Origin of the sequence: Halorubrum persicum (assembly GCF_002727125.1) — an archaeon.
In the GTDB taxonomy this organism is placed as follows: domain Archaea; phylum Halobacteriota; class Halobacteria; order Halobacteriales; family Haloferacaceae; genus Halorubrum; species Halorubrum persicum.
Genome location: NZ_NHOA01000129.1, coordinates 14194 through 37909, shown reverse-complemented (window position 1 = coordinate 37909; position 23716 = coordinate 14194). Strand labels below are relative to the sequence as shown.

Here is a 23716-nt window from a genome sequence, read left to right as displayed (position 1 = left end):
GATTACGCCCGCCCGCGCCGTCGTCTCCGCCTCGATCCAGCCACGAGGTCGCGACCGACTCGAACGGCCCGGAGTACTGCATCAGCGCCGTCCCGAGGATAGCCATCACGATACGTAGCCGACCGCGAAGACGTTGATCCTCGCCGCGAGCGCCGGGTCGAACGCGCCGGCCTCCNNTCGGCGTCGTCACGACCACCGCGAGCGCGATCAGGGCCGCCACGCCGCCGAACAGCAGCGGGCCGGTGATGAGCCCGATCCAGAAGAAGAACACCGCCGCGAAGGTGTCGCGAACGGGTTCGAGCAGCGCCTCGATCTCGTGGGCGTACTCCGTCGAGGCGGACACGATCCGAGCTCGAGGAGGTACTCAGCCACCGCCGTCCACCTCCTCGCTGGCCGGGAGAGCCGCGCCGTGCTGGCCGCTCATCCGGTGAGGATCTCCTCGAACGCCTCGCAGTTCTCCGGCGTGCCGACCCCCTCGGGGCGTCCGACGGACGTCTGCCGCGCACCAAACGCTAAGTACGCCCGGTCCGACGTGGCCAGTATGTGGCGCTCCCGGAAGAGCCGGGACCGGCGGACGGTGGTCTGCATCGCGTGCGGCGATTCGGTGCTGCGCGAGGACGCGCGCGAGTACGACAAGGAGGGCGACCGCTGGAACCGGCGCGACAAGGAGTTCGAGTATCTCTGTACCGACTGTGACGACGAGATCTGTCACCAGCCGCGGAACGGGCTCGAATCGCTGATCCTCTCGATCGAGTCGGACGGGCTCTCTCGCGAGGAGTTCCTCGACCGCTACGCCGACGCCGTCGCCGACGACGGCGAGTCGCCCGGCCGCTCCGAGCGCGACCGGTGACGGGTCGGGTGCGGTGGTTCGGGGGCGCGGGACGCGGAGAACGACCTCCTCTCGGTCCCGATCTGGTGTCCCCACTCCTTCGCCCCGACAGGCCTTTCTAACGGACACGCGTTGGTCACCGTATGCCAGACGATGAGCCGAAACCGGGGTCCGCGGAGGACCAGGGTCCCGTGACGATCACGCCGGAGTTGGCCGACCGCCTCGCCGAGAAGCGGACGGATCTGTTCGAGGAGTTCGAGATCCGCGACGAGTTCCCGAGGGAGGTCATCCGCGAGGCTGAGGCGCGGACCGAGGACGTGTACGCGGAGATCGAAGCCGAAATCGACGAGCGCGAGGACCTCCGCGACCTGACGACGTGGACCACCGACCCCGTCGACGCGCAGGACTTCGACGACGCCATCTCGATCAAGCGAGAGGAGGGGGCCTATCGGCTGTGGGTCCACATCGCCGACGTGACCCACTACGTCACCCCGGAGACGGCGATGTGGGAGGAGGCGGTCCAGCGAGCCAACACCGTCTACCTGCCCGACTACACGATCCACATGCTCCCGCCGGTGCTCGCCGAGACGGTCTGCTCGCTCGTGCCGAACGAGGACCGCCTCGCGCACACCGTCGAGATGGAGATCGACGACGAGACCCTCTCGTTCGAGGACATCGACATCTACAAATCCGTCATCAACTCCGACGAGCGGCTCACGTACAAGGAGTGTGAAAACCGGCTGGAGGACCCCTCGCTCCCGCTCGGCGAGGAGAACGAGCTCGCCTTCGAGCTCGCCGATCGCATGCACGAACAGCGCAAGGAGGACGGCTCGCTCGTCCTCAACCCCCGCCGCGACCGCGCGCACACCATCATCGAGGAGTCGATGCTGAAGGCGAACAAGGCGGTCACGCACACGCTGATGTGGGACCGCGGCGTCGAGGCGATGTACCGCGTCCACCCGCAGCCGACGCCGGACCAGTGGAGCGAGGCGCTCAAAGAGATCCAGGAGCTCGACGGCGTCTCGATCCCCGGCGACGCGTGGGGCGACGACCCGCGGAAGGCGGTCAACGCCGCCTTGGAGGAGTCGCCCGGGCGCCAGCTCAACAAGATCCAGCGGGCCGTGCTGAAGGTGATGCCCCGCGCGAAGTATATGAACGACCCGTTCGGCGGCCACCACGCGCTCAACTTCGACATCTACGGCCACTTCACCTCGCCCATCCGGCGGCTCTCGGACACGATCAACCACTGGATCGTCCACGAGAACGACGTGCCGGAGAACCTCATCGAGCTGTGCGACCACGCCAGCGACAAGCAGAAGGACGGCGAGACCGTCGAGCGGCTCTACAAGCAGTTCCTCCAGGAGGTCGGGCTCGACCCCCACGCCGTCAACAACCGCGGCGTCGAGGTCGTCGACGATCCCGCGGAAGCGAAGCACACGGCCTGACCGAACGTCCTGTCGCTTTTTCGCCCGTCCCCCCTTCCCTCCTGCCGTCAGCCGAACCTTGATGCGGTCCGCCGTTCACCCATCGACATGGTAACCGACCGCATTGTCGACCACTGCGAGACCGTCGACGGCGACCGCCCGGACCTGCCGGCGCACCTGCTGGACTGGTTCGCCGTCGCGATCGGCGGCGCGGCCCACGCGGACTCCTCGCCCGCGATCCGCGACGGGATCGACCGGATCGCGGGGCCGACCCCCGACCCGGCGACGGACGAGACGGCCACCGTCCTCCCGACCGGCGAACTGATGACGCCCGCGGACGCCGCGTTCGCGAACGGCGCGCTCGCGCACAGCCTCGACTTCGACGACACGCACCTCCCCTCCTCGCTCCATCCGGGTGCGCCGACGATCGCGGCCGCGCTCGCGGCCGCCGAGGCGGCCGACGCCGACATCGAGCGGTTCCGCGCGGCCGTCGCCGCCGGCTACGACGTCGCCTGCACCGTCGGCGAGGCGGTCGGGCCCGACTCCCACTACGACCGCGGCTTCCACGTGACCGCCACCTGCGGGACCTTCGGCGCTGTCGCGGCCGCGGGCGTGGCGCGCGGACTCGACGCCGAGGCGCTCCGGAACGCCCTCGGGATCGCCGGGAGTCAGGCGGCGGGCTCCCTCCAGTTCCTCGCGAACGGCGCGTGGAACAAGCGGCTCCACCCCGGACTCGCCGCCCGCCGCGCGATCGAAGCGACGGACCTGGCGGCCGCCGGCGTCGTCGGCGCGGCCGACCCCCTCGGCGGCGAGCACGGCTTCCTCACCGGGTACAGCGACGACCCGAACCCCGCGGCGTTCGACCGGCTCGGCGAGCGCGACGCGATCGCGGAGACGGGGCGCAAGCCGTACCCCTGTTGCCGGTATCTCCACTCCGCGATCGACGGCCTGCGCGAGATCGCGCCCGCCGTCGACCCCGCGGCCGTGGAGTCGATCCGGATCGCGATTCCGAGCGCCGGCGTCAGGCTCACCGGCGACCCCATCGAGGCGAAGCGCCGCCCCGAGAGCTTCGTCGACTGCCAGTTCTCGGCGCCGTTCGCCGCCGCGCTCGTCCTCACCGAGGGGTCGGCCGGCGCCGAGCCGTTCCTCCGGGCAGTCGGTCGGTTCGACGATCCGCCGCGCTGGGACGATCCGGCGATTCGCCGGCTGATGGACGCCACGAGCGTGACGACCGACGAGGCGATCGAGCGCCGGTTCCCCGAGGAGTGGGGCGCCGAGGTGGCCGTGACCGCCGCGGGCGAGACCCACGAGCGGTCCGTGAGCGTCCCGCTCGGCGAGCCCGAGAAGCCGATGTCCGACGCCGACACGCGGGCGAAGGCCGAGGGGCTGCTCGCCGGGACCGCCGTCGACGCCGATCGCCTGACGGCGGTGGTCGAGTCGCTCGAGGGGCGGTCGGTCGCGGAGCTGGTGGACGCGGCGACGGCGTGAAAAGCGGTCGGTCGCTCGGCGACTCCGCGGTCGTCGGGGGCGCTCCTCGGCGGAGCGTTACTCGTCTTCGCTCGGCTTCCCGACGATAACCGGTTGGTCGGCGTTGAGCAGGATGGTCTGGCTGACGCTGCCGAACAGCGCCTTCCCGACCGGCGAGCGCTTGCGCATCCCGATCACGATCGCCTCCACGTCTCGGTCGGCGGCGACCGTGAGGATCGCCTCGGCGGCGTCGCCGACGTGGAGCTCCCGATCGTGGGCGATTCCGAGCTCGTCGAGCCGCGCCTCGACATCGGTGAGCGAGTCCGGGATCCCGCGGAGCTCCTCGATCGACTCGTTGATGTCGTCGATGACGGTGGATCCGGCCTCGTCGGCCGGCGCGTCGACGGACTCGTACACGTGCAACAGCGTGACTTCGATCTCCGCCGGATCGGCGGGGAGCGATTCGAGGATGTCCACCTGCGAGAGCGCGCGCTTCGACTCGATGTCGACCGGCAACAGGGCGTGGTACATACGCCACGATTTCTCCCGGGCTCCCTTAAAAGCGACCGTCGCCACAATCAGTCCTGTCGTGTCGCAAACCGCGTGACCGCGGCAGCCGAGAGCGCGCCCATGGCGGCGATGCCCGCGAGGACGACGAACAGCTCGCGCGGGCCGGCCCGAGTGAGGACCGTGCCCGCGAGCGCGGCGCCCAGCGAGCCGACGCCGAAGATCCCGAGGTACGTGTACCCGAACGAAATCCCGCGGGCCTCGCTCGGCGAATAGGCCGCCACCGTCGCCTGCGAGAGCGGCTGGACGGTGAACAGCGCGACGCCGAGCGCGAGCGAGGCCGCGATGAACGTCGCCGTGGTCCTGCCGGCGGGTACGAACAGGAGCGCGAGCACCGACAGCACACTCATCAACGCCAGCAGCCCTCGCTCCGGCGGCACGCGGTCGGCGATCCGCCCGCCGAGGTACTGCCCGAACACGCCGACGGTGAGGACCGCCACGTACAGGTACCGCCCCACGTCGAACTCGTCGGCGTACGGGCTCTCGGGGTCGATGAGCTGTACGTCGATCAGGCCGCCGAGCACGTCGCTGAGGAGCTCCGGGAGGAACGTGAGGAAGGTCCGGTAGTAGAGCCCGCTGAACGTGACGAACGCGAACACGATCAGGAAGCCGCCGGCGAGCAACACGCGGGTGTCGTCGGCGATCGTCGAGACCGACACCTCGCCTTTCGCGTCGCCCGCGTCCCCGCCGGCGCCCGCGTCCTCGTCTCCACCGCCCCTGCTGCCGTCGCCGTCGGCCGCCACCGCAGCTCGGTCGGGCATCGCGGCGTCGACGTCGACGGTCGCCCCGTAGGCGGCGACGACGACCACGGGCGCCGTGAGCGCGGCCGCGACGATCCGCCAGTCGAACGCCAACAGCAGGAGCGCGGTCGCCAGCGGCCCCAGCGCGATCCCGAGGTTCCCGCCGATCCCGTGATAGCCGAGCGCGGTCCCCCGCTGTTCGACCCCCTTCGAGATCAGCGACAGCCCCGCGGGGTGATAGACGCTGGCAGTGACGCCCCACGCGCCGATCGCGACCGCGAGGGTGAGGAGGTTCGGCGCGACGCTCACGAGCAGAAACGAGCCGGCCATGCCGGCGAGACACGCGAGGATGAGCGGCTTCGATCCGAAGCGGTCGACCAGGATCCCGCCGGGGAGCGCGCCGACGCCGAACAGTCCGTACCCCACCGTCACGACGAGCCCGAGTGCGGCCGCAGTCGTCGAGAACTCCCCGATCCACACGGTCAGCAGAATGGGGATCGACAGCTCGTAGGTGTGGACGAGTCCGTGAGACCCGGCGGTGAACGCCACGATCCGTCGTTCGGCAGAGTCCATTGCCGGTTGGTTCTCCACCGGTTATGATAGGTCCGGGGGTACCTGCCGCGGTTGCCGCGAGACGCGGCCGAGCCCCGCGCTCCCGATCACTCCGCCATCGCCGTCTCCCCGACGGGCGGGTCAGACCGGATGACGGTGACGACGAGGACGGCGGCGACGACACACACGCCCGAGAGCAGCGTCCAACTCGCTCGGTAATCGAAGGTGTCCGCGAGATAGCCGAAGGCCGGCGGCGCGAACAGCGCTCCCGAAGTCAACGCGACCTGGCACCCCGCGGTCGCGCTCCCCATCTGGTCGGCGGGGACGAGCGTCGCCATACAGGAGTAGTAGACGCCCGTGAACCCGAGGACGAAGAAGCCGAGCGCGGCGAACGCGATCCCGGCGTTCGAGGGGGTCGAGGTCCGCGCGACGACGAGGAACAGGACCGCGCTGGCGACCGTCTGCACGAAGAGAATTCCGCCGATCCTGGTCTGCGGGTCGCCGGGGAGGTGGTCGGAGAGCCAGCCGCCGAGCAGCCGTCCGCCGCTCCCGAACAGCTGGACGATCGCGAGCACGACGCCGCTGAACGCGACCGACGCGCCGATCGACTCCTCGACGTAGAGCACGGTGTACCCCGTGGTCGTGAACAGCGCGGCGCCGAGGAAGAGGCCGGAGACGACCAACAGCACGTACGGGCGGTTCGACGCCAACCCGCGGAGGTCCGGGCGGCTGCTCGTGCCGCCGCCCTCGCCGCGGTAGAAGAGGTAGAAGACGCCCGCGACGACGACGCCGACCGCCGCGGCGATGAGGAACCCGATCTCCCAGAAGAAGTAGCCGGCGAGCCCGGTGACGAGCAGCGCGCTGATCCCGCTGCCGCCGGTGACGCCGACCTGCTTGATACCCATCGCGGTGTTCTGGCGACCGGGGGCGACGCTGTCGTACACCGCCTTGTTCGTTCCGGGCATCGCGGTGCTGTACACCGAGCCGAGCAGGAAGACGGCCGCCAAGAGCAGCGCGTACGTCGGCGCGCCGGCGACGAGCACCATCCCGGCGGCGAGCCCGACGAGCCCGAGCGAGAGCGTCCGCCGCTCGCCGAACCGGTCCGTGATCGCGCCCACCGGCAGCAGGAATATCGCGTAGCCGAGGGTGAGCGTGGTGACGACGATGCCTACCCTGAACCGCGAGAGCCCGAACTCGTCACGGAAGAAGGGAGTCGCCGCGAAGACGGTGTAGTAACAGATGCTCGCCGACACTTGCCACAACGTGACCAGCGACACCGTCCGCCAGTAGGCGCGATCCATTCACCGTCAGCCACCACAGCCCGATCCATAAGCGGTCCGCTCTCGGCAATTGACGGCCGTCGGGGCGGGGGATTCGCGGGACTGCACGCCACCGATCCGAGCACGGTTCGCCACGACGCGAATCCTTATTGGATGGGGCGATCCACGTCCGCGCATGCCACGAGACTGGCGGGACTCGGTCGACCTCACCGAACGACAGGCGCTCGTTCGGCGGAGCATCCGGGATCTCTGTTCGGAGTTCGACGACGAGTATTGGCGTGAGCGCGACCGCACGGCGACCTATCCGCAGGAGTTCGTCGATCGGCTCGCCGCCGACGGCTGGCTCGGGATGCTGATCCCCGAGGAGTACGGCGGCGTCGGGATGTCGACCAGCGAGGCGGTCGTGATGATGGAGGAGATCGCGGCGAGCGGCGGCGGCTTCGCGGCGCCGCAGTCGATCCACGGCGGGATCTACAACTCCGTCCCGATCGTAAAATACGCCGACGAGGAGCTGAAGGAGGAGCTGCTCCCGAAGGTCGCCGCGGGCGAGGAGACGATCCAGGCGTTCGGGCTGACCGAACCGAACGCGGGTTCCGACTCCACGGCGATGGAGACCAGGGCGGAACGCGAGGGCGACGAGTACGTGATCAACGGCGAGAAGGTGTGGATCTCACGCGTGGAGGACAGCGACTACCTCGTGTTGATGGCGCGGACGACCCCCCGCGAGGAGGTCGACAAGCGGACCCGCGGCATCTCGATGATCCTCGTCGACCTCGAGGACGCCTACGCGGACGGGTTGGAGATCGAGCGCATCCCCAAGTCGGCGAGCCGGGCGGTCCACTCCTACCAGCTCTACTTCGACGACGTACACGTGCCGGCCCGGAACCTCATCGGCGAGGAGGGGCAGGGGTTCTACCAGGTGCTCGACGGACTCAACGAGGAGCGGCTGGTGATCGCCGCGGAGTGTCTCGGGCTCGGCGAGACCGCGCTGGAAAGCGGGATCGATTACGCCAACGAGCGCGAGGTGTTCGGCGGACCGATCGGCGCCAACCAGGCGATCCAACACCCGCTCGCGGAGGCGTACGCCGACCTGCTCGCGGCGAAGAAGGTGATCTACGACGCCGCCGACCGCCTCGACGACCTCGACCGGACCGAGGCCGGCGCCGAGGCGAACGTCGCGAAGTACCTCGCGGCCGAGGCCGCGTTCGAGGCGGCCGACGCCGCGGTCCAGACCCACGGCGGGTTCGGCGTCGCTCGCGAGTACGACGTGGAGCGGTACTTCCGCGAGGCGCGGCTGACCCGCCTCGTCCCGGTGACCCAACAGCTCGCGCTCAACTACCTCGGCGAGCGCGTGCTCGGGCTTCCGCGGTCGTACTGATCCCGTCGTTTCGGACGGCCTGACCGCAGCACGCGCTCCGATTTCCGCACCTCGCCGTCCGCTAGCGTTCCCTCCCGGGCGGCGCCGGGTACGACTGACCGCGGGCGACGACCGTCTCGGGGTCGAATCTGACGAGCCGGTAGCCGTCGGGATCGATGTCGCCGAACATCGCCGGCCACTCGCTCCGGTCCTCACCGAGGTACTTCTGAAACAACCGATCGGCCCGGCTCTCGTCGTACGGGTCCAGCGTCGCGGTCCCGCGCATTCCAACGTGCTCGACCCGGCCCGTGCGCGGATCGTAGTCGACGACGGCAACCGCCGACTCCGGGTACCGCCGGACCCGGTCCGGGTACGACCGGTCGCGTAGCCGCGCTACGTTCCAGATCGCCCCGTCATCCCAGAGGAACCACAGCGGCGAGAGCCGGGGACCGCCCTCGGAGCGCTGCCCGAGGAAACAGAACAGCGGCCGAGCGAGGAACTCGTCGAGGTCGCCGTCGAGGGTGTTCTCCACAATCTCCATACGTGCCCGTACCGCTCCGGGTCTCTTAGAAGTGGGCTCGGGTACCGGTCGCGGTCCGAAAGCGCTGCGGGAGTGTTCCGCGCGTTAGCGCTTCCGCCCGGAGAGCATCCCGGTCGCCCCGCGGATCGTGGCGATCGGGTTCGGCCGCCCGACCACGGTCTGTAAGACGTACAGCGCCCCGACGGCGGCGAGCGAGCCGACCTGCACGATCTGCATCGGGTGGACCATCGCCAGCACGCCGGCGACGAAGAAGGCCACGCGGAGCCCGTACGTCTGTCCGCGGCCGAAGACGAACTGGTAGTTGATCCCGTGGATTATCGCTATCGATCCGAACAGCGCGAGGAGGCCGGCCGACAGCGAGGCGTAGTTGAACGAGCCGGAGACGAGCTCCGGGTGGTAGACGAAGGCGAAGGGGAGGATGAACAGGGGCGCGGAGATGCGCAGCGCCTCCTTACAGCTTCCCCAGAACCCGCCGCCGGAGATCCCGCAGGTGACCGCGACGCAGGTCGCGATCGGCGGCGTGAGCCCGGCCAGAATCGCGGCGTAGAACACGAAGAAGTGCGCCGCGAACTCGGGGACGGCGAACTGGCTGATCAGCGTCGGTGCGACCAGGAGCGCGACGACCGTGTACGCGGCGGTCGTCGGCATACCGAGCCCGAGCAGGATACAGATGATCATCGCCAGCACGAACGCGATGATCGGGACGCCGCCCGACAGGTCGAGCAGCGTGAGCGAGATCGCCGTCGGCACGCCGGTCGCCATCAGGATGTCGACCACGCCGTTGATCGCCGCCAGAATGATCGTCACCGGCGCGACGACGATAACCCCCTCGCGGAAGCCGTCCACGGTCTGCTCGAGGGTTCCGACGAACGCCTCCTTCCGGCTCTCACCGTCGAGGGTCGCCTGCACCAGCGGAATCGCGATCCCGAAGGCGATCATCGACACCGCCGTGTACAGCGCGGCGGTCATCACGGTGTACTGCAACACGCCGAGCACGTAGATCAGGATCGCCAGCGGAACCCCGTACTTCACCGACTCCAACACCATCTCCCGGCGGGTCATCGACTCCTGGAACACGTTGCTCATCTCCGGATCGTCGATCTGCGGGGCCGCCACGTAGTGGACCGCCATGACGATCGAGACGACGAGCACGGCCGCCGGGATCAGCCCGGCGATGATCACGTCGACGTAGGTGACCCCCGTGATCAGCGACGCCATGATGAACGCCCCCGCGCCCATCACGGGCGGGAGCACCTGTCCGGAGGTGGAGGCGACCGCCTCGATACCTCCGGCCGTCTCGGGTTTGACACCGTTCTTCTTCATCAGCGGGATGGTGAACGAGCCGGTCATCCCGGCGTTCGCGGTCTGGCTCCCGTTGACGGAGCCGATGACCGCGCTCGCGATGACGGCCGTCTGGGCGATCCCGGAGTCGACGTACTTCGCCGACCGGACCGCCAGCCGAAGGATGAGGTTGAACGCACCGTACGCCTTCAGCAGTCCGGCGTACAGCAGGAACAAGGCGATCCACGCCGCCACGAGCCGAGTGAGGAACCCGTAGAACCCGTCGACGCTCACGACGAGGATCCGCAGGATGCGGGACGGCGAGAGCCCACCGTGGCTCAGCGCGCCGGGCATGGCCGGACCGGCGAGCCCGTACGCGATCCCGGCGAGAACGACGACGAGGAACGTCATCCCGAACGACCGCCACGTCAGGTAGATCATCGCCAGCGTGAACAGGAACGCCATCCCGATCTGCGGGTCGGTCGCCCGCCCGACGGTGTCGATCGCGACCTGCTGGTAGTTCAAGAAGAGGTACGCGCTCGTCGCCACGGTGATGAGCCCCGACACGACGAGGAGCCCGACTTCGATCCAGTTCCGCTCGATGAGCGGGTCGTCCAGCTCCGACACCACGTACAGCCCGAGGATGCACCCGAGGAACGCGACCGCGTACTGGCCGCGGGGCATCTGCTGGGTGTACGAGTACCACATCACGATCAGCCAGAACGGCATCGAGTAGGAGATGAGCGCCATCCGGAGCCGCTCTTCGATCCCCCGCCCGTATCTGAGGATCAGCGCCGTGATACCGGCGACGCCGACGATGCCGGCGATGCCGATGACCGTCGTCGACGTGTCTTCGATCAGCGTCGCGAGCGCCGCGGGGTCGTCGGACAGCAGGGCCGGAAGCGCCTCCCCGTACGCCCCTGCGAAGAAGTTCGGCAGGATGACCGTCGGGACGAAGATGACGAGGATCCAGAACGGAAGCGAAAGCAGATACAGCCAGAGCTGCTTGGTACCGCGGGAGCCCGGAGCGAGGTCGAGCGACTCCTCGTCGTCGAGAATGCTCTCATCCGGTACGGCCGCTGAGTCTGGCGGGTCGGTCGGATCGGTCGAGTCGTCGGGGGATGTTGCCATTCGTCGGAAAGGGAAGGGGTGGTCGCGTGGTTAAACGGTCGGTGCTACTCGTCGCCGCGGCTCCAGGAGTCGTCCCAGACGTCGTTCTCCTCGAAGAAGTTCGCGACGCCGGCGTGGATATCGATCTCCGGGATAACCGTCTGCGTCATCGCTTCCGGCGAGTACTCGAGGGTCGTCGGGTCGGACTCGCGGAGCGTGTCCTCGTGTTCGATGGCGAGCCGGCAGACCTCTTCGGTCGCCCGCGCCGGGATGTCCGGGCTGAACGCCCACTGGCCGGCCAGCGACCACGTCGTCATCGTGTCGGTGTAGGCGGTGACCTCCTGCTCGTACCCGTACGGATCGATCTCCTCGAGGATTGCGCCGGGGTGGTCTTCGATGACGGAGCGGAACTCGTCGTCGACCTCGAGCAGGTTCAGCCCGCCGCCACTGCGCACGTCAACCTCCTGGCACCAGCCGGAGAGGTTGACGCCGTTTGCGCCGTACAGACAGAGCGCGTCGACGCGGCCTTCCTCGACGGCGCCCGGAATGTCGCCCGTGTCGACGTTGAGGATGTCGTTCGGCTCCCACATGCCGGCCTCCTTGAGGATCTCCTCGGTGAGCAGCCGCGTCCCGAAGCCGGGCTGGATCGGGTAGATCGTGTAGCCGCCCTCACGGAGGTCGGAGACCGACTCGACGTCGCTGCTCTCCAGGCCGACCCAGTGGATCTGCAGCGAGGTGAACAGGAACCCCTGGTTGGGGAGCGTCTCGACAGGGTCGTCGGCGAACGGCCCCTCCTCGCTGAGCGCCTTCGCCAGCGAGTTGTTGTCGACGCCCATCGCCGGAATGTCGCCGTTCTCGTACGCGTAGAGGTTCGCCGTCCATCCCTGCGTCTCCTGAACGGAGATGTTGAGGAAGTCGCTGTGCTGCGACGCGGCACGGGCGAGCGCCTGTCCCGCGGCCTGCGTCGAGCTCCCGGTCGACGTCCCCCCAATCGTGATCGTGACGTCGCCGCCGCCGTCGCCGCCGTCACCGCCGTCGCCGCCGTCGCCGCCGTCACCGCCGTCGCCGCCGTTTCCGGAACAGCCGGCCAGTCCGACTGCGCCGAGCGTCGCCGCACCCTTGACTACGTCACGTCGAGACGTCTTGTCACCATCTATCATGTGGCTCAGCCGTACACCCCGATTGATAAAAGAGTGTCGCAGGTGGCCCATTTTCACCCGCGCCGTCGGGTGATTTGGTGATTCTCACTACAGTTCGAGTCAATCCGCAGTTATTTCTCTCATTCTCCGGATGAAACCTGGTAAAACGCGTTATTAGTTGTCATTTCGTGTCCACGAGAACGCCGTGTCGAGATCGTGCGGCGTATTCCCCCCCTCGCTCGCGGCTCGCTCGCGGTACGCGTCGAGGTCCTCACGGAACGCCGGGTCGGCCACCGACACGAGCGCCTCGGCCCGCTCGCGCGGCGAGAGGCCGCGAAGGTCAGCGACCCCGTGTTCCGTGACGATCACGCTCGCGTCGTGTTCGGTGTGATCGACGTGGGGCGTCAGCGGCACGATCCGGGAGACGTCGCCGCCGACCGCCGTCGACGGGAGCGCGACGATCCCCAGCCGGCAGTTGCGCGCGAAGTCGCCGCCGCCGCCGATCCCGTTGACGACGCGGGTGCCGCCGATGTGGGTGGCGTTAACGTTACCGTAGAGGTCCACCTCCACCGCGCTGTTCACTCCGACGACGCCGAACCGGTCGATCAGTTCCGGCGCGTTCGACACGTCTGCGGGCCGCAACACCACGTCCTCGGCGTAGCGCTCCACGTCGTCGAAGAGGCGCTCTTGCCCCTCGGCCGACAGCGCCAGCGAGGTCGCGCTCGCGCCGCGGAGGTCGCCCGCGTCGAGCATGTCGAGGAGCCCGTCCTGTACGACCTCGCCGACGTACGACACCGGGCGGTCGCCGAAGTCGACGTCGGCGAGCGCACCCATCAGCGCATTTCCGAGGCTCCCCACGCCGAACTGGAGGTTCGCCGCCTCGTCGAAGAGGGGGTTGCGGTCGAGTTCGGCCTCGAGGAACCCGCCGAGGTTCCCGGCGATCGCCTCGTCGGTCGCGGAGACTTCGCGGAACTCGTAGGGGTCGTCCGCCCGGTCGGTCTCGACGACGGCCGCCAGCTTTTCGGGGTCGAACCGGACCGCCGGCCCGTCCGTCCCTCCGAGGGGGTCGTCCAGCGGGATCGGCCCTCGGTTCGGCGGGGCGTCGCGGACGTGGATGTCGTGCACCTGCGCGAGTTCGACGGGCTGTGCGCGGTTCACCTCGACGATCACGCGGTCGGCCGCGCCGACGTACGCGGGCGTGTGGCCGATCGACGTGGAGGGAACGAGCCAGCCCGGCCCGACCGCGACCGCCTCCACGACCGCGATCGTCTCCCCGCGCATGCCGGCGCGGAGCCCGCCGAAGCGCACCTCGTCGGCGAGCCGCGAGATGTGACGGTCGTGGAACTCGATCCGCCCGTCGTTGGCCGCCGCTCGGGAGGTCTCGTTCGGGACGAACGGGTAGCGTCGAGCCATGTCGCCCGACTCCACGAGCGCGCGGTCGATCTCGTCGCCGACGCCGCCGCCGGAGACGACCGTGAGTTCGCGGGCGTCGTCGGCCGCCGCCAGCGCCTCGGGGACGAGCTTGGGGTACCCGACGCCGCCGAAGCCGGAGACGAGCAGCGTCGCGGTGTCGGGGACGAGCGAGGCCGCCTCCGCGGGCGACGCGATCGGGAGGTCGCCGCCGAGCCGCGTCTCCGGGACCGGATCGTCGAGCGTCGGTGCCGTGGGGCCGGAGGGGGCCGGCGTCACTCTAGGTCCTCCGGCTGGGTGCCGATCCCCTCGGGCCAGCCCGTCGGCTGGGCCGCGCTCGGCTCGGCGTGCGAGCGCTTCAGCACCATCGGCGTGCGCTCTAAGGAGAGGACGAGCTCGTCGTTCTGGTTGTACGCGCGCAGCTCCGTGGTGACGATCCCGACGTGGTCGCGCGAGGAGGACTCCCGCTTGTCGACGACCTCCGACTCCGCGAACAGCGTGTCCCCGTGGAAGACGGGACCGTGGTGGCGGATGTCGTCGTAGCCGAGGTTCGCGGTGGCGTTGGCGCTCACGTCGATGACGCTCATCCCGACCGCGAGCGCGATGACGAAGGTGCCGTCGACGAGGCGCTCGCCGAACTCCGTCTCGGCGGCGTACGCCTCGTTGAAGTGCATCGGGTTGAGGTTCATCGAGAGGTTGGTGAACCAGACGTTGTCCGTCTCCGTCACGGTCCGCCCGTACGGGTGTTTGTACACGTCGCCGACCTCGAAGTCCTCGTAGTAGCGCCCCTCCCAGCCGCCGACGAGCCGCCGATCGCGCTCCCCGTCGTCGTGTGTGTCGCTGTCGCGTGCCATACTTCGCCAGACAACGAACGACTAAAAGAGGGTTGTGTTCGCGGCCCCGTCCGCCGGATCAGCTACGTCGACGCCGTGTACAGCAACAGCCCGACGGAGACGATCGTGACGAGCAGGATCCACCCGATCATGACGGCTCCCATCTGGCGGTGCGTGAGGTTCTGGCCCTCAAGGAACTCGGAAATGCCCATGTGACGCCCAACTGACTCGGAGTATATAAGCGGTCTGGGTCGCGGAACGGCGGTTCGGCTCACTCGACCGGCCGTGTTCCCTTCGCCAGACGGTCGAGCCGTGGGGGGTAGCCTCGACCGTCCGGGTCGCGGCATCTCTCACCGGATAAAACGCCCGCGAGGCGGTGTCTCTGTCGGGTTTAGATGCCTTCGCAGAAACGCGGATCCGTTATGGACTCGCGGGGCAGGAGAACTACCGATCATCTGACAACACCTCCGACTCATCGAGAACATTCTTGCGCACGGTCATCTTCTCCTGATCAGACCGCACGTCGTAGTGCTCATAGAGCACGTCAAGCGTCACATCCATCCGTTCGCTGACAACCTCTGGCGTCGTCCCCTCGTTCAGGAAATGCGTTATCGAGCCGCGCCGAATCGCGTGCGGCCCACACGACGATGGGCAGCGACTCGGGTATCCGTCGTGCCCGAGCGCGTCGCACTCGTCGAGGTCCCGACCGTGCGGACAACCACCGTACTGGCAGGGTTGCGTCGCCCGAGTCACCCAGTCGTACATCGTGGTTCCCGCCGGACGACCCTGCTTCGAGGTGAACAGGGGCCGGCGGCCGTAGTCGTCGACAACATCATTCCGGTTTGGATTCTCGACGTAGTCCTCGATCACCTGGAAGACCTCGGGACCGAGGTAGATCCATCGGTCCCCAGCGTCGCCGTTCTTCAGGTTGGTTCCCCTGTCCGGGCGATTCTCGATGACGATCGCGTTGTCGTCCGGACGGAGGTCGTCAACGTCTATCGACCGAGCTGCGGACCGGCGCATTCCGGTGACCCAGAGCAAGAGGATCAGCGCGTGGTCACGGCTCGCGTAATGGTAGCGGTCGAGCGAGGCGATGATCGACTGTGCGCGTTCGGCCGTGAGGTGGTCATCACGAGACTCCGCACCGTCAGGGAGATCGGGCGAATGGACCTTCTCGCGAAGACCCTCCTCGACGGCCTCCATGTCCGCCCACCATTCGAGCGCGGCCCGGACCGTACTCAGCTGCTTTTGTAGCGTGATCGGGGCGATATCTCCCTGTCGCCACGCGACGAAGTCGGCGAGATCGCGGCCGTCGAGGTCGTTCAGGTTCTCGATTTCCCGCTCATCACACCATTCGAGGAAGTGATTCAGTCGGGTTCGGGCGTTGTTCAGCGTCGACGGCCGAACGGACGGTTCCCGGTACCGGAGGAACCGCTCGACTCCCTCGTGGGGTTCGAGGGGTTGGAGGTCGTCGCTCACAGGAACCCCTCCGGGGTATCGAGAATCTTGTGGTCCGGGTGCGCCTCGGCGAAGTGGTCGAGGTAGCCGCCGACCTGTCGCGCGTACGGGGTGAACCCGTCCGGCGGGTCCGGGTCGATCGAGGCGTCACAGATCGGGCAGGTAGATAGATCGCGGCCGGAATTGCTCTTCAAACCGGCTCACCCCAGTTTTCGGTGAGATCGGCCCAGCAATCGGGACACATCGCGAAGTCTTCGAGCTGGTTGCGATCGTCGACGGATCGCCGCTCACCTTGGATCCAGACGTGCGAGTCGTCCGGCTCAAACCGGGACCGACACTCGGCGCAGTAGAGCGTCGTCATCGCTCACCCCTGTCGAGATCCTCGTCGTAGGGACCAGTCGGAGTGACGAGCTGGACCTGGTGGCGCAGGAGAAGCGCGTCGGTCTTCCGGTCGCGGAGCTGGTAGAACGCACCGTCCACGTCGTCCCGGCGCGCGCAGTGTTGGCACCAGAAGTGGTGATTCGTCGGCTCCCACGTCCGGTGACCGAGAGGGCAGACATACCGCCAGCGATCGCGCTCGTTCTCGATACGAACGAGTTCCTTTGAGGGCATCATCTCACGCCGACGAGGTGACATATAAAAGACGAAATCCTTGTACGGGGAGTGAAAGTGAACGAAACGGCGAAAGTGAAACGGGATTCTATCGCTGGTTGTCGGGCGATCCCGTCCGTCGTGGGGGGATTGAATACCCCCGGTCGTCTTTGCTGACATGGCTTTCGTGGCTGGTTCACGGAAGCCCGTCCGGACCTGCTGTCACCAGCAGCGAGGTCCGGTTTTGATTGGGGCACTTCCGTTAGCTAACAAGTCATATCGAGGTGACTTAGTTGTAACGCTCATACTAATTGTAATAGTACACCAAAATAGAGGGTGATAATTAGTAGGAGCAGACGAGATTGGGGGTAATGGCCGGGAGAAAGGAGACGATCAGCGACAAAGAGATTCTTATTATTTTGAGATCGGCGACTGACCCGGTCTTGACAACGAGTGAGGTAGCCGAAGAAACGGGATTTTCTCTCAATGGAATCAGAAAGAGATTGTATTCTCTGGAGGAGAAGGGACTAGTCAACGAAAAGAAAGCAGGAAACAGTCCAGTTTGGTGGATAACAGAGGATGGAATAGATTTTATAGATGAGGAGTAGCCTGCGCAACCCCCCACAAGGGGGGGGGGATTACGCAGGCTCCCACCAATAGAAGGGTGGGTGTGTTGGTCCGCATATAATTCTGCATTATAGCCTGTCTGATCAACAAGCAGACTTCCTTCACACGCCCAAAATTGTGCGCAGAGTGGTTGGGGAAAGAAATATACAATACCGAACTCTCGTGAGCCTATGCCAATTTATGTTCAGAATAGGGATCTATTTTCACTTCTCAATTCGGAAGAGAATGATGTACTCGATTTTAAAAGTAGTGAGCTGCTTACAAATCCAAATGCAAATAATAGGTATAAATTGGCGAAGCATATTGTAGGATTCGCGAATAACAAGGGTGGGAGGCTTGTAATTGGAGTTAACGACGAGGGAGAACCGGAGGGGAGATATATAACCGAAGAAGGCGCTCTTGGAACAATCTCAGAAATAAATGACACAAAGATTGATCCATCCGTCGATTTCTCGTACTCTATCTACTCAGAAGACGCGGATGATTTGTCAGAAGGGTCAGTATTCGTCTTAGAAATTAAGCAGAATTCAAACCCATTGCCGTTAGCAGTTGTTGAGAGGTCGGGAAGAAAAATTCGGAAGCGGGAGTACCGAATCAGAGCAGGAGAATCTACACGTTTGGTGACGAATGAAGAGTTAGTATCGTTATTCGAGCGCGATCGTGGATCAAGTCTGAACTATTCAACCAATATACGCTATTTATTAAAAGAGGAAGGTATCCCGGCAGATCTCAAATACAAACCAAATTACCATTACGATTTTGAACGCCATTTTGATCAACTAAGCAGTGAAGAGAACTCATTGCTTGAAGAAACTCTAGATTATGATGGTTCTGGAGATATCCCTGACGAGATGTATACTCTTCAGAGTGCTCTGGTGATTTCATCACTGTTGCTTGGGTTTCAATTTAAATTGCTCCATGAATCTGCTCTATCTTCTGAAGTAAGTGGTGAGGTGGAGGAACTATCATTTGGACTCAAAGATCTGCGTCCGGAAGACGTGATTCTTGAATCAGAGTCAAATCCGTTATTAGAGAAAACAGATATGGAAAAGCCGGGTTTTCTACCAACAGATAGCACATCTACCGCGGGTTTCAGGATACCAGAGGGTTCCAAAGTCTGTATCAATGAGAATTTTACTGGGTTCAGTATTAGCAGTGATCAGTTCACACTTAATATTTCAATAGAACATTTAAGTTGGGGCGTCGGACTCCCAGAGCGACACCCAGAATCAGTGAGAGAACACGCTGCATTTGGCCGCCAGGATCCAGATCGAAAGAACTCAACACTAAACGCGCATCTGGAAATCAGCAGTGAATTTCCATATCCAAACCAAGACTTCAGACAATACAAGCTATATAAAGCGTATTGCGAAGAGATCGTGAATATATTCCAGAACCAATATAATTGGGAATCATATATAGAAGAACTTCCTCACGAGAAGATATTCCAGCTCGAAGAGAAAGTGGACGAGATCCTTGATCTAATCGACTAGCAACCGGCTCTTCCAGTAGATGATGACCATTAAATTGAATATGTCTACTTTCTACACAAAACTTTGGCCCAATAGAACATTCAACATATCCGATAGGGATATCATTACCCAGTTGGTCCTCGGTCGTGCAACTCGTCAAGCAGTTCGGGCCAGTCGAGATCGAGGGCGAAGAGGTCGGGTTGGAGGTTCCAATCCCACGGCGCCGCGTCGTTCGGGTCGGGTTCCGCGGTCGCGGGTTCGAGGTTTTCGACCGTCCCGCCGAACAGCTGATCGGTCGGCTTGTCAGCGTCAGCGGGCCAGTCAGCGAAGAAGTCGACGTCTTTCTTCGAGTGCTTGAAGAACGCCGTCGTGAACAGCCGCTTCAGCTCCGGGTGGCAGTCCTTGCCCGTGTGGAACACCGTGCCGAACACGTCGACGTTCACCTTCGCCATCCGCTTAGCAAGGGGAGAAAACTGCGCCGCGACCTCGTAGCTGTTCGTCCGCGCGTCGAAGTGCGTCGAGCCCTCGTCGATGAACACGAACTTCGGCCGGTCCCGATGCTCGATGCAGGTGACCGCGAGGTCGTGCGCGCTCGTGACGACGAGATCAGTCCGGTCCCAGGTGCGGGAGTTCGAGATCACCAGGAGATCGTCGACGGTGGCAGATCGGAGTTCGGCGAGCAACGCCATCAGGTTGGTCTTCCCCGTGTTCGGGTTGCCGGCGCCGCCGATGAACGCCGTCGCGTCGTTGTTGGTCATCACGTCGTCGAGGCGCAGCGGGAGCCGAAGCGCCGAGCCGTCGAGGTCCTGTTCGGTGATCCCGACCAGGTGTGAGAGCAGCATCGAGTTCCCGGACCGAATCGCCTCGGACGCCTGCCGGGACTGTTGGGTCCGGTCGACGAGCGACAGCAGCTCGGAGCCGCCGTCAAGGTCGGCGCGGAGATCGTCGAGGAACATCGAGGCGGACACGTCGTCCGGGTCGAGCGCGCCAGCACCGGAGGCGAGGTCGCGATCCGTTTCGATGTTACCACGCAGCTGCTCGGCGAGCTTCGCCGCGGTCAGCATCCCCTCATCAACATCAGTCATCGGCCGACACCTCGACTTTCTCGGCGTGACCATTCCGGTCGGTCGACGGCTCCGGTTCGGAGAAGTCGAAACCGGACTTGTGGTCGAGGTCGTCAAGGTCCTGGTCGTCGACGAGATCGGCGAGGTCATCACCGGCAGGATCATCAAGGCCGAACTCTTCAAGTTCCTTGTCGATCGCTTTGCCGATTCCATCACCCGAGTCGGGGAGGGAACCGTCCTCGAACAGTTCGATCACGCTCTTGACCGTGTTCCGGGTCGCCCGCCGAACGACCGTGAACGCCGAGGCCTCGAGGATAAATCCGCGCTGGGCGTCCTCCTGGAGCTGGCCGCGGCACTCGTGGACGGCGCGAAGTGCGCGGGTCAGCTCGCGGTCGTCGAGCGTCCCGCGCCAAGTGCCCACGACGGTCATGTCTTCGAGGTCGACCTGTTTCCCGACGTAGAGGCTCGGGGACAGCTGCGTGAGCGAGTACGAGGCGTTGATGAACTCGTCGCCGTCGAGCACGTCCATCTCGCGGAAGTCGTCGGGCGGGAGCCGGTAGATCCCGCCCTCAAGCACGCGGGCGTCGAGGTCGATCAGCCAGACGAACGACGGGTTGTAGAGCCAGCTCACAACTTTGGAGCCGGTCATCCAGCCGAGAGGCGAGACGAGCAGAGCGGTGATACCTGCCACGTACCAGAAGCGCGGGACGGAGACCCCGAAGCCGGTGATCATCGCGATGATCGTCGCGGCCGTCCCGATGACGACCAGCTGGGGCGCGCGAGCGCGCACCCAGTCGAGCAGGTCGAGGTAGGCGGGCTGTTCGTCTTTCAGAGTCGGCGGGTTGTGTTGGGTCATGCTACCCGCTCCGGTTCTTCGGTTCGGCCGTAGACACGGCGGGCGACGAGGTATAGCGTGGTGAGCGCGACGCCGAGCGAGCCACCGATCCCGGCCGCTTGTACGTCGGAGCCGGTGAACGGACCGGCGACGATCGTCGACGAGGAGCGCACCTCCTTCTGATAGAGGGTTTGCCCGGCCGCGATCGTGACGCCCTCGGAGCCGCCGTCGACGGTGACCCGGTGGCGGATGGTGTTGCGGCCTTCGTCGAGCGAGACGCGCCGCTGGTTCAGCTCACCAGAGCCCTTTCGGAACGCCTCGGTGACGACCACGGTTTGCGGGCCGTCCGTGTGAATATCGATCACCACGTCCGAGCCGTCGAGTTCGGCGTCGCAGATGGCCGTGTACTCGTTGATCGTCTCTGTGCATTCGTCAGTCGCGTTCGCGACCGCCGTCGTGTTGTCCTGCGCCGCGACGCCGCCAGTCAGCGAGCCGACAGCTACGAGCGCGAGCAGCGCGAATAAAGCGAGCCGCATGGGTTAGTTGTTGAGGATGCCGAGCGCGACGAGCGCAGCGACACCGACAGCGATCGCCTTTTCAGTCGTGCTCATCCCAGAGAGACCGCCGCCGCCGCCGGTGGCGGTTTCGTGGACGTTCTCGGTGGCCTCCTTGTTGGCCGTATGGTTCTCCTTGTAGATTTGGACGATCTCCTCGTTCGTCAAGTCAGACGAAGCGAGCGTTCGATCGTTGAAGGAGACACCGTCAGCACCTTCGGCGGAAACGATCGTGAACTCGTCGGTGAGTTCGACGATCTCTGCGCCGGGGCCTTCGGTGGTCGAGCCGGTGTCGGTCGTGTTGGTCGTGTTGGTGTCGGTCGTGTTGCCCGAAATAGAGTCGACCCCTTCGGGGAGGTTGACAGCAGCAAAAATGCTGCCGGGGATGTTCGCAGCATTATGAGTTTGGCCCACGTCGAGAGTGTTGCCGCTGTGGGCAGTCCACGAGAGGCGGCCGGTGAGTTCGAGGTCGCCGTCGCCCGACGCTTTCGGAAGCGTGAACGTGACGACCTGTTTGCTCATCGGGTATCCCATCGCACGGAGCGCCATCGCCGCCTCTTGGTAGTCCTTCGCGGTTTCGGCGGTGTTAGCGAGATGTTGCGGGCCGACGGCTTCGTACAGGTCGATTTCGCCGTTCTTGGCGGGTTGGAAGTACGAGCTAACCATCGCCGACACTTCGCCCATCATGTTCGAGTGGGCGGTTTCGAGATCGAGGAGCAGTTGCGCGAAGCGGTACACGTCGAGGCAAAGCACCTTAGACTCAGATATGTCGAGGGCGTCGGACGAGTCTGCTGAACTGTAGTTCGCGGGGTCGGGCTTGTTGATGTAGAACTTGTCGACCGTACCCCCATCAGAGACACCATCAGCGAGGGTGGTCCAACGGGTCGGATCGAATATGAGGGCAGTATCGCCACCGGAGACTCCGTCTTGGCCGCCCCCGGAGCCGTTGCCACCTTGATGATCGATAGTTGTACCATCGTACAGAGTGGTCGAGGCGGTTTCGATAGGGCCGTACGGTTCAGTACTGTAATCGCCCAGAGTCGACTCACCGAGGAGAATTTCAGTACCGAGGTTGTTCATCATCGTCTTGTAGCGAGCAGCCCGGATGCTGTAGGTTTGGAGAATCGACTTTTGGACGGTCGCGTAAGCGTCGTTGATCGCTTTCTCAGCAGCAGCAGTAGCGTCAGCCTCAGTACCAGAGTCAACGCCCTGTTCGTAGATGTTGAAGATGGCCTGTTCGCGGGCTTTGTTCTCGACAAGCTGAATATCCCGTTCGAGAGAGCTAAGAGTCTGTTCAAGAAGCAGCTGATCCTCACGGGCACGAGTGAACTCGTGAACGTGAGACTGCCAATCGAGGGCGCTAGCTACTTCGGAGTCGTCGGGGCCGCCGAGGGAAGCGCCGTAGGCGAGCAGGGCGACAGGGCCGCCCACAACTGTCGTCGCGGCGACGCCAGCCTTCTGCCAGTCGAAGGCTTGGGCGCCCCCTACGGGGCCGTCATCGTAGCCGAGGGCGGCGGCGCCAATAGCGGAGGCGCCGAGACCCTTCACGAAGGTCCGGCGGCCCACACGAGCGCGAGACCGAGCAGGAGCATCGTCAGGCTCCACGCGGTTCCGAGCAGCAGGGCGGTCAGAGGCGTTACAGCTAGTCGTTGTGTCATGGTTGGAACTCATAAGGTGAGATTCGAGGTGGAGTTTACCGAACAGCGACGCCCCAGGCGACGACAGTCGCGAGGAACGCGACGATCGGGCCGAGGTTGCTGCTCGTGTTGATGAGGTCAGCGAGCTGGGGAACGTACTGGTAGCCCGCGATGATCACCGGACCGAGGGCGATCGCGACCTGTTCCCACTGCTCGTAGCTGTCGAACTGCTTGGTCTCGCTGCTGGCGAAGGCGATCGCGTACGCAGCCAGCGAGATGAACGTGGCGTGTTCGGCGGTGAGTGTGTAGTCGATCCACGTCAGCATCACCTCGGAAATCCCGCCGAACTGGTAGAGTCCAGCGAGGATGAACACGACCGAGAGCAGCGCCGGAAGCGTCCGCAGGTGCGTGTAGTCCGAGAGGGCGTCGCCCATCGAGTTCGAGTAGGACGACGCCATCAGTCACCACCCGGGAACCCGACCATCGTCGGGTTGTAGTCGTGCGTCGAGCCGTCGTCGCGTTCCAGCGTCACCTCTTCGGTGTCCATCGCGACCCAGATCTGTTCGCCGACCTCGATGCGGTCGGCTGCAGCTGCGCGCTTGACTTCGTCTTTCGCGAAGTATCGCACGACTCCGCGGCTTTCGTCCTTGATCTTCAAGCGGTACCAAGGGCCGTAGTCTCCTTCTCCTTCGGTCAGATCGAGCACGAGCCCGTCAAGCACCTCGCCCGGTTCGAGTTCCACTGTCGGCACGTCGCTGTCGGGATCGTTGCTTTCGAACCGTTCGTAACCGTCAGGCGGTGTCGGTCTTTCAGTCGACATTTCCAACTGTTAGTTGCAGTAATTATAATATAAGCTCAGATGCTAGGCTAAGTGAAAGTAGTTCGACTGAGCCGTCATCTTGTTAGACGGGTTAAGAAGCCACTATCTATCAGATGAAATATAGGTTT

The 23716-nt window shown here is 64.9% G+C and carries 26 protein-coding genes and 2 pseudogenes; 6 read left to right on the top strand and 22 right to left on the bottom strand.

Annotated features, from left to right (window positions below):
* The 3 genes and pseudogenes from DJ69_RS19230 to DJ69_RS18675 form a co-directional block, all read right to left on the bottom strand.
* A pseudogene (locus tag DJ69_RS19230) lies at positions 1-171 on the bottom strand (cation:proton antiporter); the annotation flags it as partial.
* A gap of 7 nt (positions 172-178) precedes the next feature.
* A pseudogene (locus DJ69_RS19225) lies at positions 179-337 on the bottom strand (cation:proton antiporter); the annotation flags it as partial.
* Positions 338-420: 83 nt separating this feature from the next.
* Positions 421-588, bottom strand: coding sequence for a hypothetical protein (locus DJ69_RS18675; RefSeq protein WP_218962326.1), 168 nt, complete (start codon positions 586-588; stop codon positions 421-423).
* On the opposite strand from DJ69_RS18675, the gene DJ69_RS14100 reads away from it, so the two are divergent.
* From DJ69_RS14100 to DJ69_RS14090, 3 genes are all read left to right on the top strand, one after another.
* Positions 542-850 carry a DUF7562 family protein gene (locus DJ69_RS14100; RefSeq protein ID WP_099256184.1) on the top strand — a complete coding sequence of 103 codons (309 nt, stop codon included), beginning with the start codon at positions 542-544 and terminating at the stop codon, positions 848-850. The genes DJ69_RS18675 and DJ69_RS14100 overlap by 47 nt on opposite strands.
* A 122-nt stretch (positions 851-972) precedes the next feature.
* Positions 973-2274, top strand: a complete 1302-nt coding sequence (locus DJ69_RS14095; RefSeq protein WP_099256183.1) for a ribonuclease catalytic domain-containing protein — start codon at positions 973-975, stop codon at positions 2272-2274.
* A gap of 87 nt (positions 2275-2361) precedes the next feature.
* Positions 2362-3741, top strand: coding sequence for an MmgE/PrpD family protein (locus tag DJ69_RS14090; protein ID WP_099256182.1), 1380 nt, complete (start codon positions 2362-2364; stop codon positions 3739-3741).
* 57 nt (positions 3742-3798) lie between these two features.
* On the opposite strand, the gene DJ69_RS14085 is transcribed toward DJ69_RS14090, so the two are convergent.
* The 3 genes from DJ69_RS14085 to DJ69_RS14075 all read right to left on the bottom strand — a co-directional run bounded on the left by DJ69_RS14085 (position 3799) and on the right by DJ69_RS14075 (position 6880).
* Entirely contained in the window at positions 3799-4251 is a 453-nt protein-coding gene (locus DJ69_RS14085; RefSeq protein WP_099256181.1) for a universal stress protein, read from the bottom strand.
* A gap of 47 nt (positions 4252-4298) precedes the next feature.
* Complete coding sequence (locus DJ69_RS14080; protein ID WP_099256180.1) at positions 4299-5600, bottom strand: MFS transporter; 1302 nt, start codon at positions 5598-5600, stop codon at positions 4299-4301.
* A gap of 86 nt (positions 5601-5686) precedes the next feature.
* Entirely contained in the window at positions 5687-6880 is a 1194-nt protein-coding gene (locus DJ69_RS14075) for an MFS transporter (protein WP_099256179.1), read from the bottom strand.
* Positions 6881-7034: 154 nt separating this feature from the next.
* Between DJ69_RS14075 and DJ69_RS14070 the strand changes: the two genes are divergently transcribed.
* On the top strand, positions 7035-8237 hold the full coding sequence (locus DJ69_RS14070; RefSeq protein ID WP_099256178.1) for an acyl-CoA dehydrogenase family protein: 1203 nt from the start codon (positions 7035-7037) through the stop codon (positions 8235-8237).
* A gap of 61 nt (positions 8238-8298) precedes the next feature.
* On the opposite strand, the gene DJ69_RS14065 is transcribed toward DJ69_RS14070, so the two are convergent.
* The 10 genes from DJ69_RS14065 to DJ69_RS14035 form a co-directional block, all read right to left on the bottom strand.
* Positions 8299-8757, bottom strand: a complete 459-nt coding sequence (locus DJ69_RS14065; RefSeq protein ID WP_099256177.1) for a pyridoxamine 5'-phosphate oxidase family protein — start codon at positions 8755-8757, stop codon at positions 8299-8301.
* A gap of 84 nt (positions 8758-8841) precedes the next feature.
* Positions 8842-11169, bottom strand: a complete 2328-nt coding sequence (locus DJ69_RS14060) for a TRAP transporter permease (RefSeq protein ID WP_099256176.1) — start codon at positions 11167-11169, stop codon at positions 8842-8844.
* A 44-nt stretch (positions 11170-11213) separates the two neighbouring features.
* Positions 11214-12308, bottom strand: a complete 1095-nt coding sequence (locus tag DJ69_RS14055; RefSeq protein ID WP_099256175.1) for a TAXI family TRAP transporter solute-binding subunit — start codon at positions 12306-12308, stop codon at positions 11214-11216.
* A gap of 153 nt (positions 12309-12461) precedes the next feature.
* Complete coding sequence (locus DJ69_RS14050) at positions 12462-13976, bottom strand: acetyl-CoA hydrolase/transferase C-terminal domain-containing protein (RefSeq protein WP_099256174.1); 1515 nt, start codon at positions 13974-13976, stop codon at positions 12462-12464.
* Positions 13973-14551 (bottom strand): MaoC family dehydratase, encoded by a 579-nt coding sequence (locus DJ69_RS14045; protein ID WP_099256173.1) that lies wholly within the window; start codon positions 14549-14551, stop codon positions 13973-13975. Before DJ69_RS14045 ends, DJ69_RS14050 begins: the two co-directional genes overlap by 4 nt.
* A 62-nt stretch (positions 14552-14613) precedes the next feature.
* On the bottom strand, positions 14614-14742 hold the full coding sequence (locus DJ69_RS19050) for a hypothetical protein (protein WP_275539530.1): 129 nt from the start codon (positions 14740-14742) through the stop codon (positions 14614-14616).
* A gap of 232 nt (positions 14743-14974) precedes the next feature.
* The gene (locus tag DJ69_RS14040) at positions 14975-16009 is read right to left on the bottom strand and encodes a tyrosine-type recombinase/integrase (RefSeq protein WP_099256172.1); all 1035 of its coding nucleotides are present in this window, start codon (positions 16007-16009) and stop codon (positions 14975-14977) included.
* Positions 16006-16182: a hypothetical protein gene (locus tag DJ69_RS18530; protein WP_180271833.1), complete on the bottom strand. Its 177-nt coding sequence runs from the start codon at positions 16180-16182 to the stop codon at positions 16006-16008. The genes DJ69_RS14040 and DJ69_RS18530 overlap by 4 nt, the downstream gene beginning before the upstream one ends.
* On the bottom strand, positions 16179-16349 hold the full coding sequence (locus DJ69_RS18525) for a hypothetical protein (protein WP_180271832.1): 171 nt from the start codon (positions 16347-16349) through the stop codon (positions 16179-16181). The genes DJ69_RS18530 and DJ69_RS18525 overlap by 4 nt, the downstream gene beginning before the upstream one ends.
* The gene (locus DJ69_RS14035; RefSeq protein ID WP_218962325.1) at positions 16346-16600 is read right to left on the bottom strand and encodes a hypothetical protein; all 255 of its coding nucleotides are present in this window, start codon (positions 16598-16600) and stop codon (positions 16346-16348) included. The genes DJ69_RS18525 and DJ69_RS14035 overlap by 4 nt, the downstream gene beginning before the upstream one ends.
* Before the next feature lie 350 nt (positions 16601-16950).
* Here DJ69_RS14035 and DJ69_RS14030 point away from each other — a divergent pair, with 350 nt between their 5' ends.
* Positions 16951-17187 (top strand): winged helix-turn-helix domain-containing protein, encoded by a 237-nt coding sequence (locus DJ69_RS14030; protein ID WP_099256170.1) that lies wholly within the window; start codon positions 16951-16953, stop codon positions 17185-17187.
* Positions 17188-17376: 189 nt separating this feature from the next.
* A complete protein-coding gene (locus DJ69_RS14025) occupies positions 17377-18699 on the top strand; it encodes an AlbA family DNA-binding domain-containing protein (RefSeq protein WP_099256169.1) in 1323 nt (440 codons plus the stop codon).
* Between the two features lie 104 nt (positions 18700-18803).
* Here the strand turns inward: DJ69_RS14025 and DJ69_RS14020 are convergent, their stop codons facing one another.
* From DJ69_RS14020 to DJ69_RS13995, 6 genes are all read right to left on the bottom strand, one after another.
* Complete coding sequence (locus DJ69_RS14020) at positions 18804-19763, bottom strand: hypothetical protein (protein ID WP_099256168.1); 960 nt, start codon at positions 19761-19763, stop codon at positions 18804-18806.
* Positions 19756-20598: a hypothetical protein gene (locus tag DJ69_RS14015; RefSeq protein WP_099256167.1), complete on the bottom strand. Its 843-nt coding sequence runs from the start codon at positions 20596-20598 to the stop codon at positions 19756-19758. Before DJ69_RS14015 ends, DJ69_RS14020 begins: the two co-directional genes overlap by 8 nt.
* Complete coding sequence (locus tag DJ69_RS14010) at positions 20595-21113, bottom strand: hypothetical protein (protein WP_099256166.1); 519 nt, start codon at positions 21111-21113, stop codon at positions 20595-20597. Before DJ69_RS14010 ends, DJ69_RS14015 begins: the two co-directional genes overlap by 4 nt.
* Before the next feature lie 3 nt (positions 21114-21116).
* Entirely contained in the window at positions 21117-22679 is a 1563-nt protein-coding gene (locus DJ69_RS14005; RefSeq protein ID WP_144050455.1) for a hypothetical protein, read from the bottom strand.
* 145 nt (positions 22680-22824) lie between these two features.
* Positions 22825-23226 (bottom strand): hypothetical protein, encoded by a 402-nt coding sequence (locus tag DJ69_RS14000; protein WP_099256164.1) that lies wholly within the window; start codon positions 23224-23226, stop codon positions 22825-22827.
* Positions 23226-23588 (bottom strand): hypothetical protein, encoded by a 363-nt coding sequence (locus tag DJ69_RS13995; RefSeq protein WP_099256163.1) that lies wholly within the window; start codon positions 23586-23588, stop codon positions 23226-23228. Before DJ69_RS13995 ends, DJ69_RS14000 begins: the two co-directional genes overlap by 1 nt.
* Positions 23589-23716 lie beyond the last annotated feature (128 nt).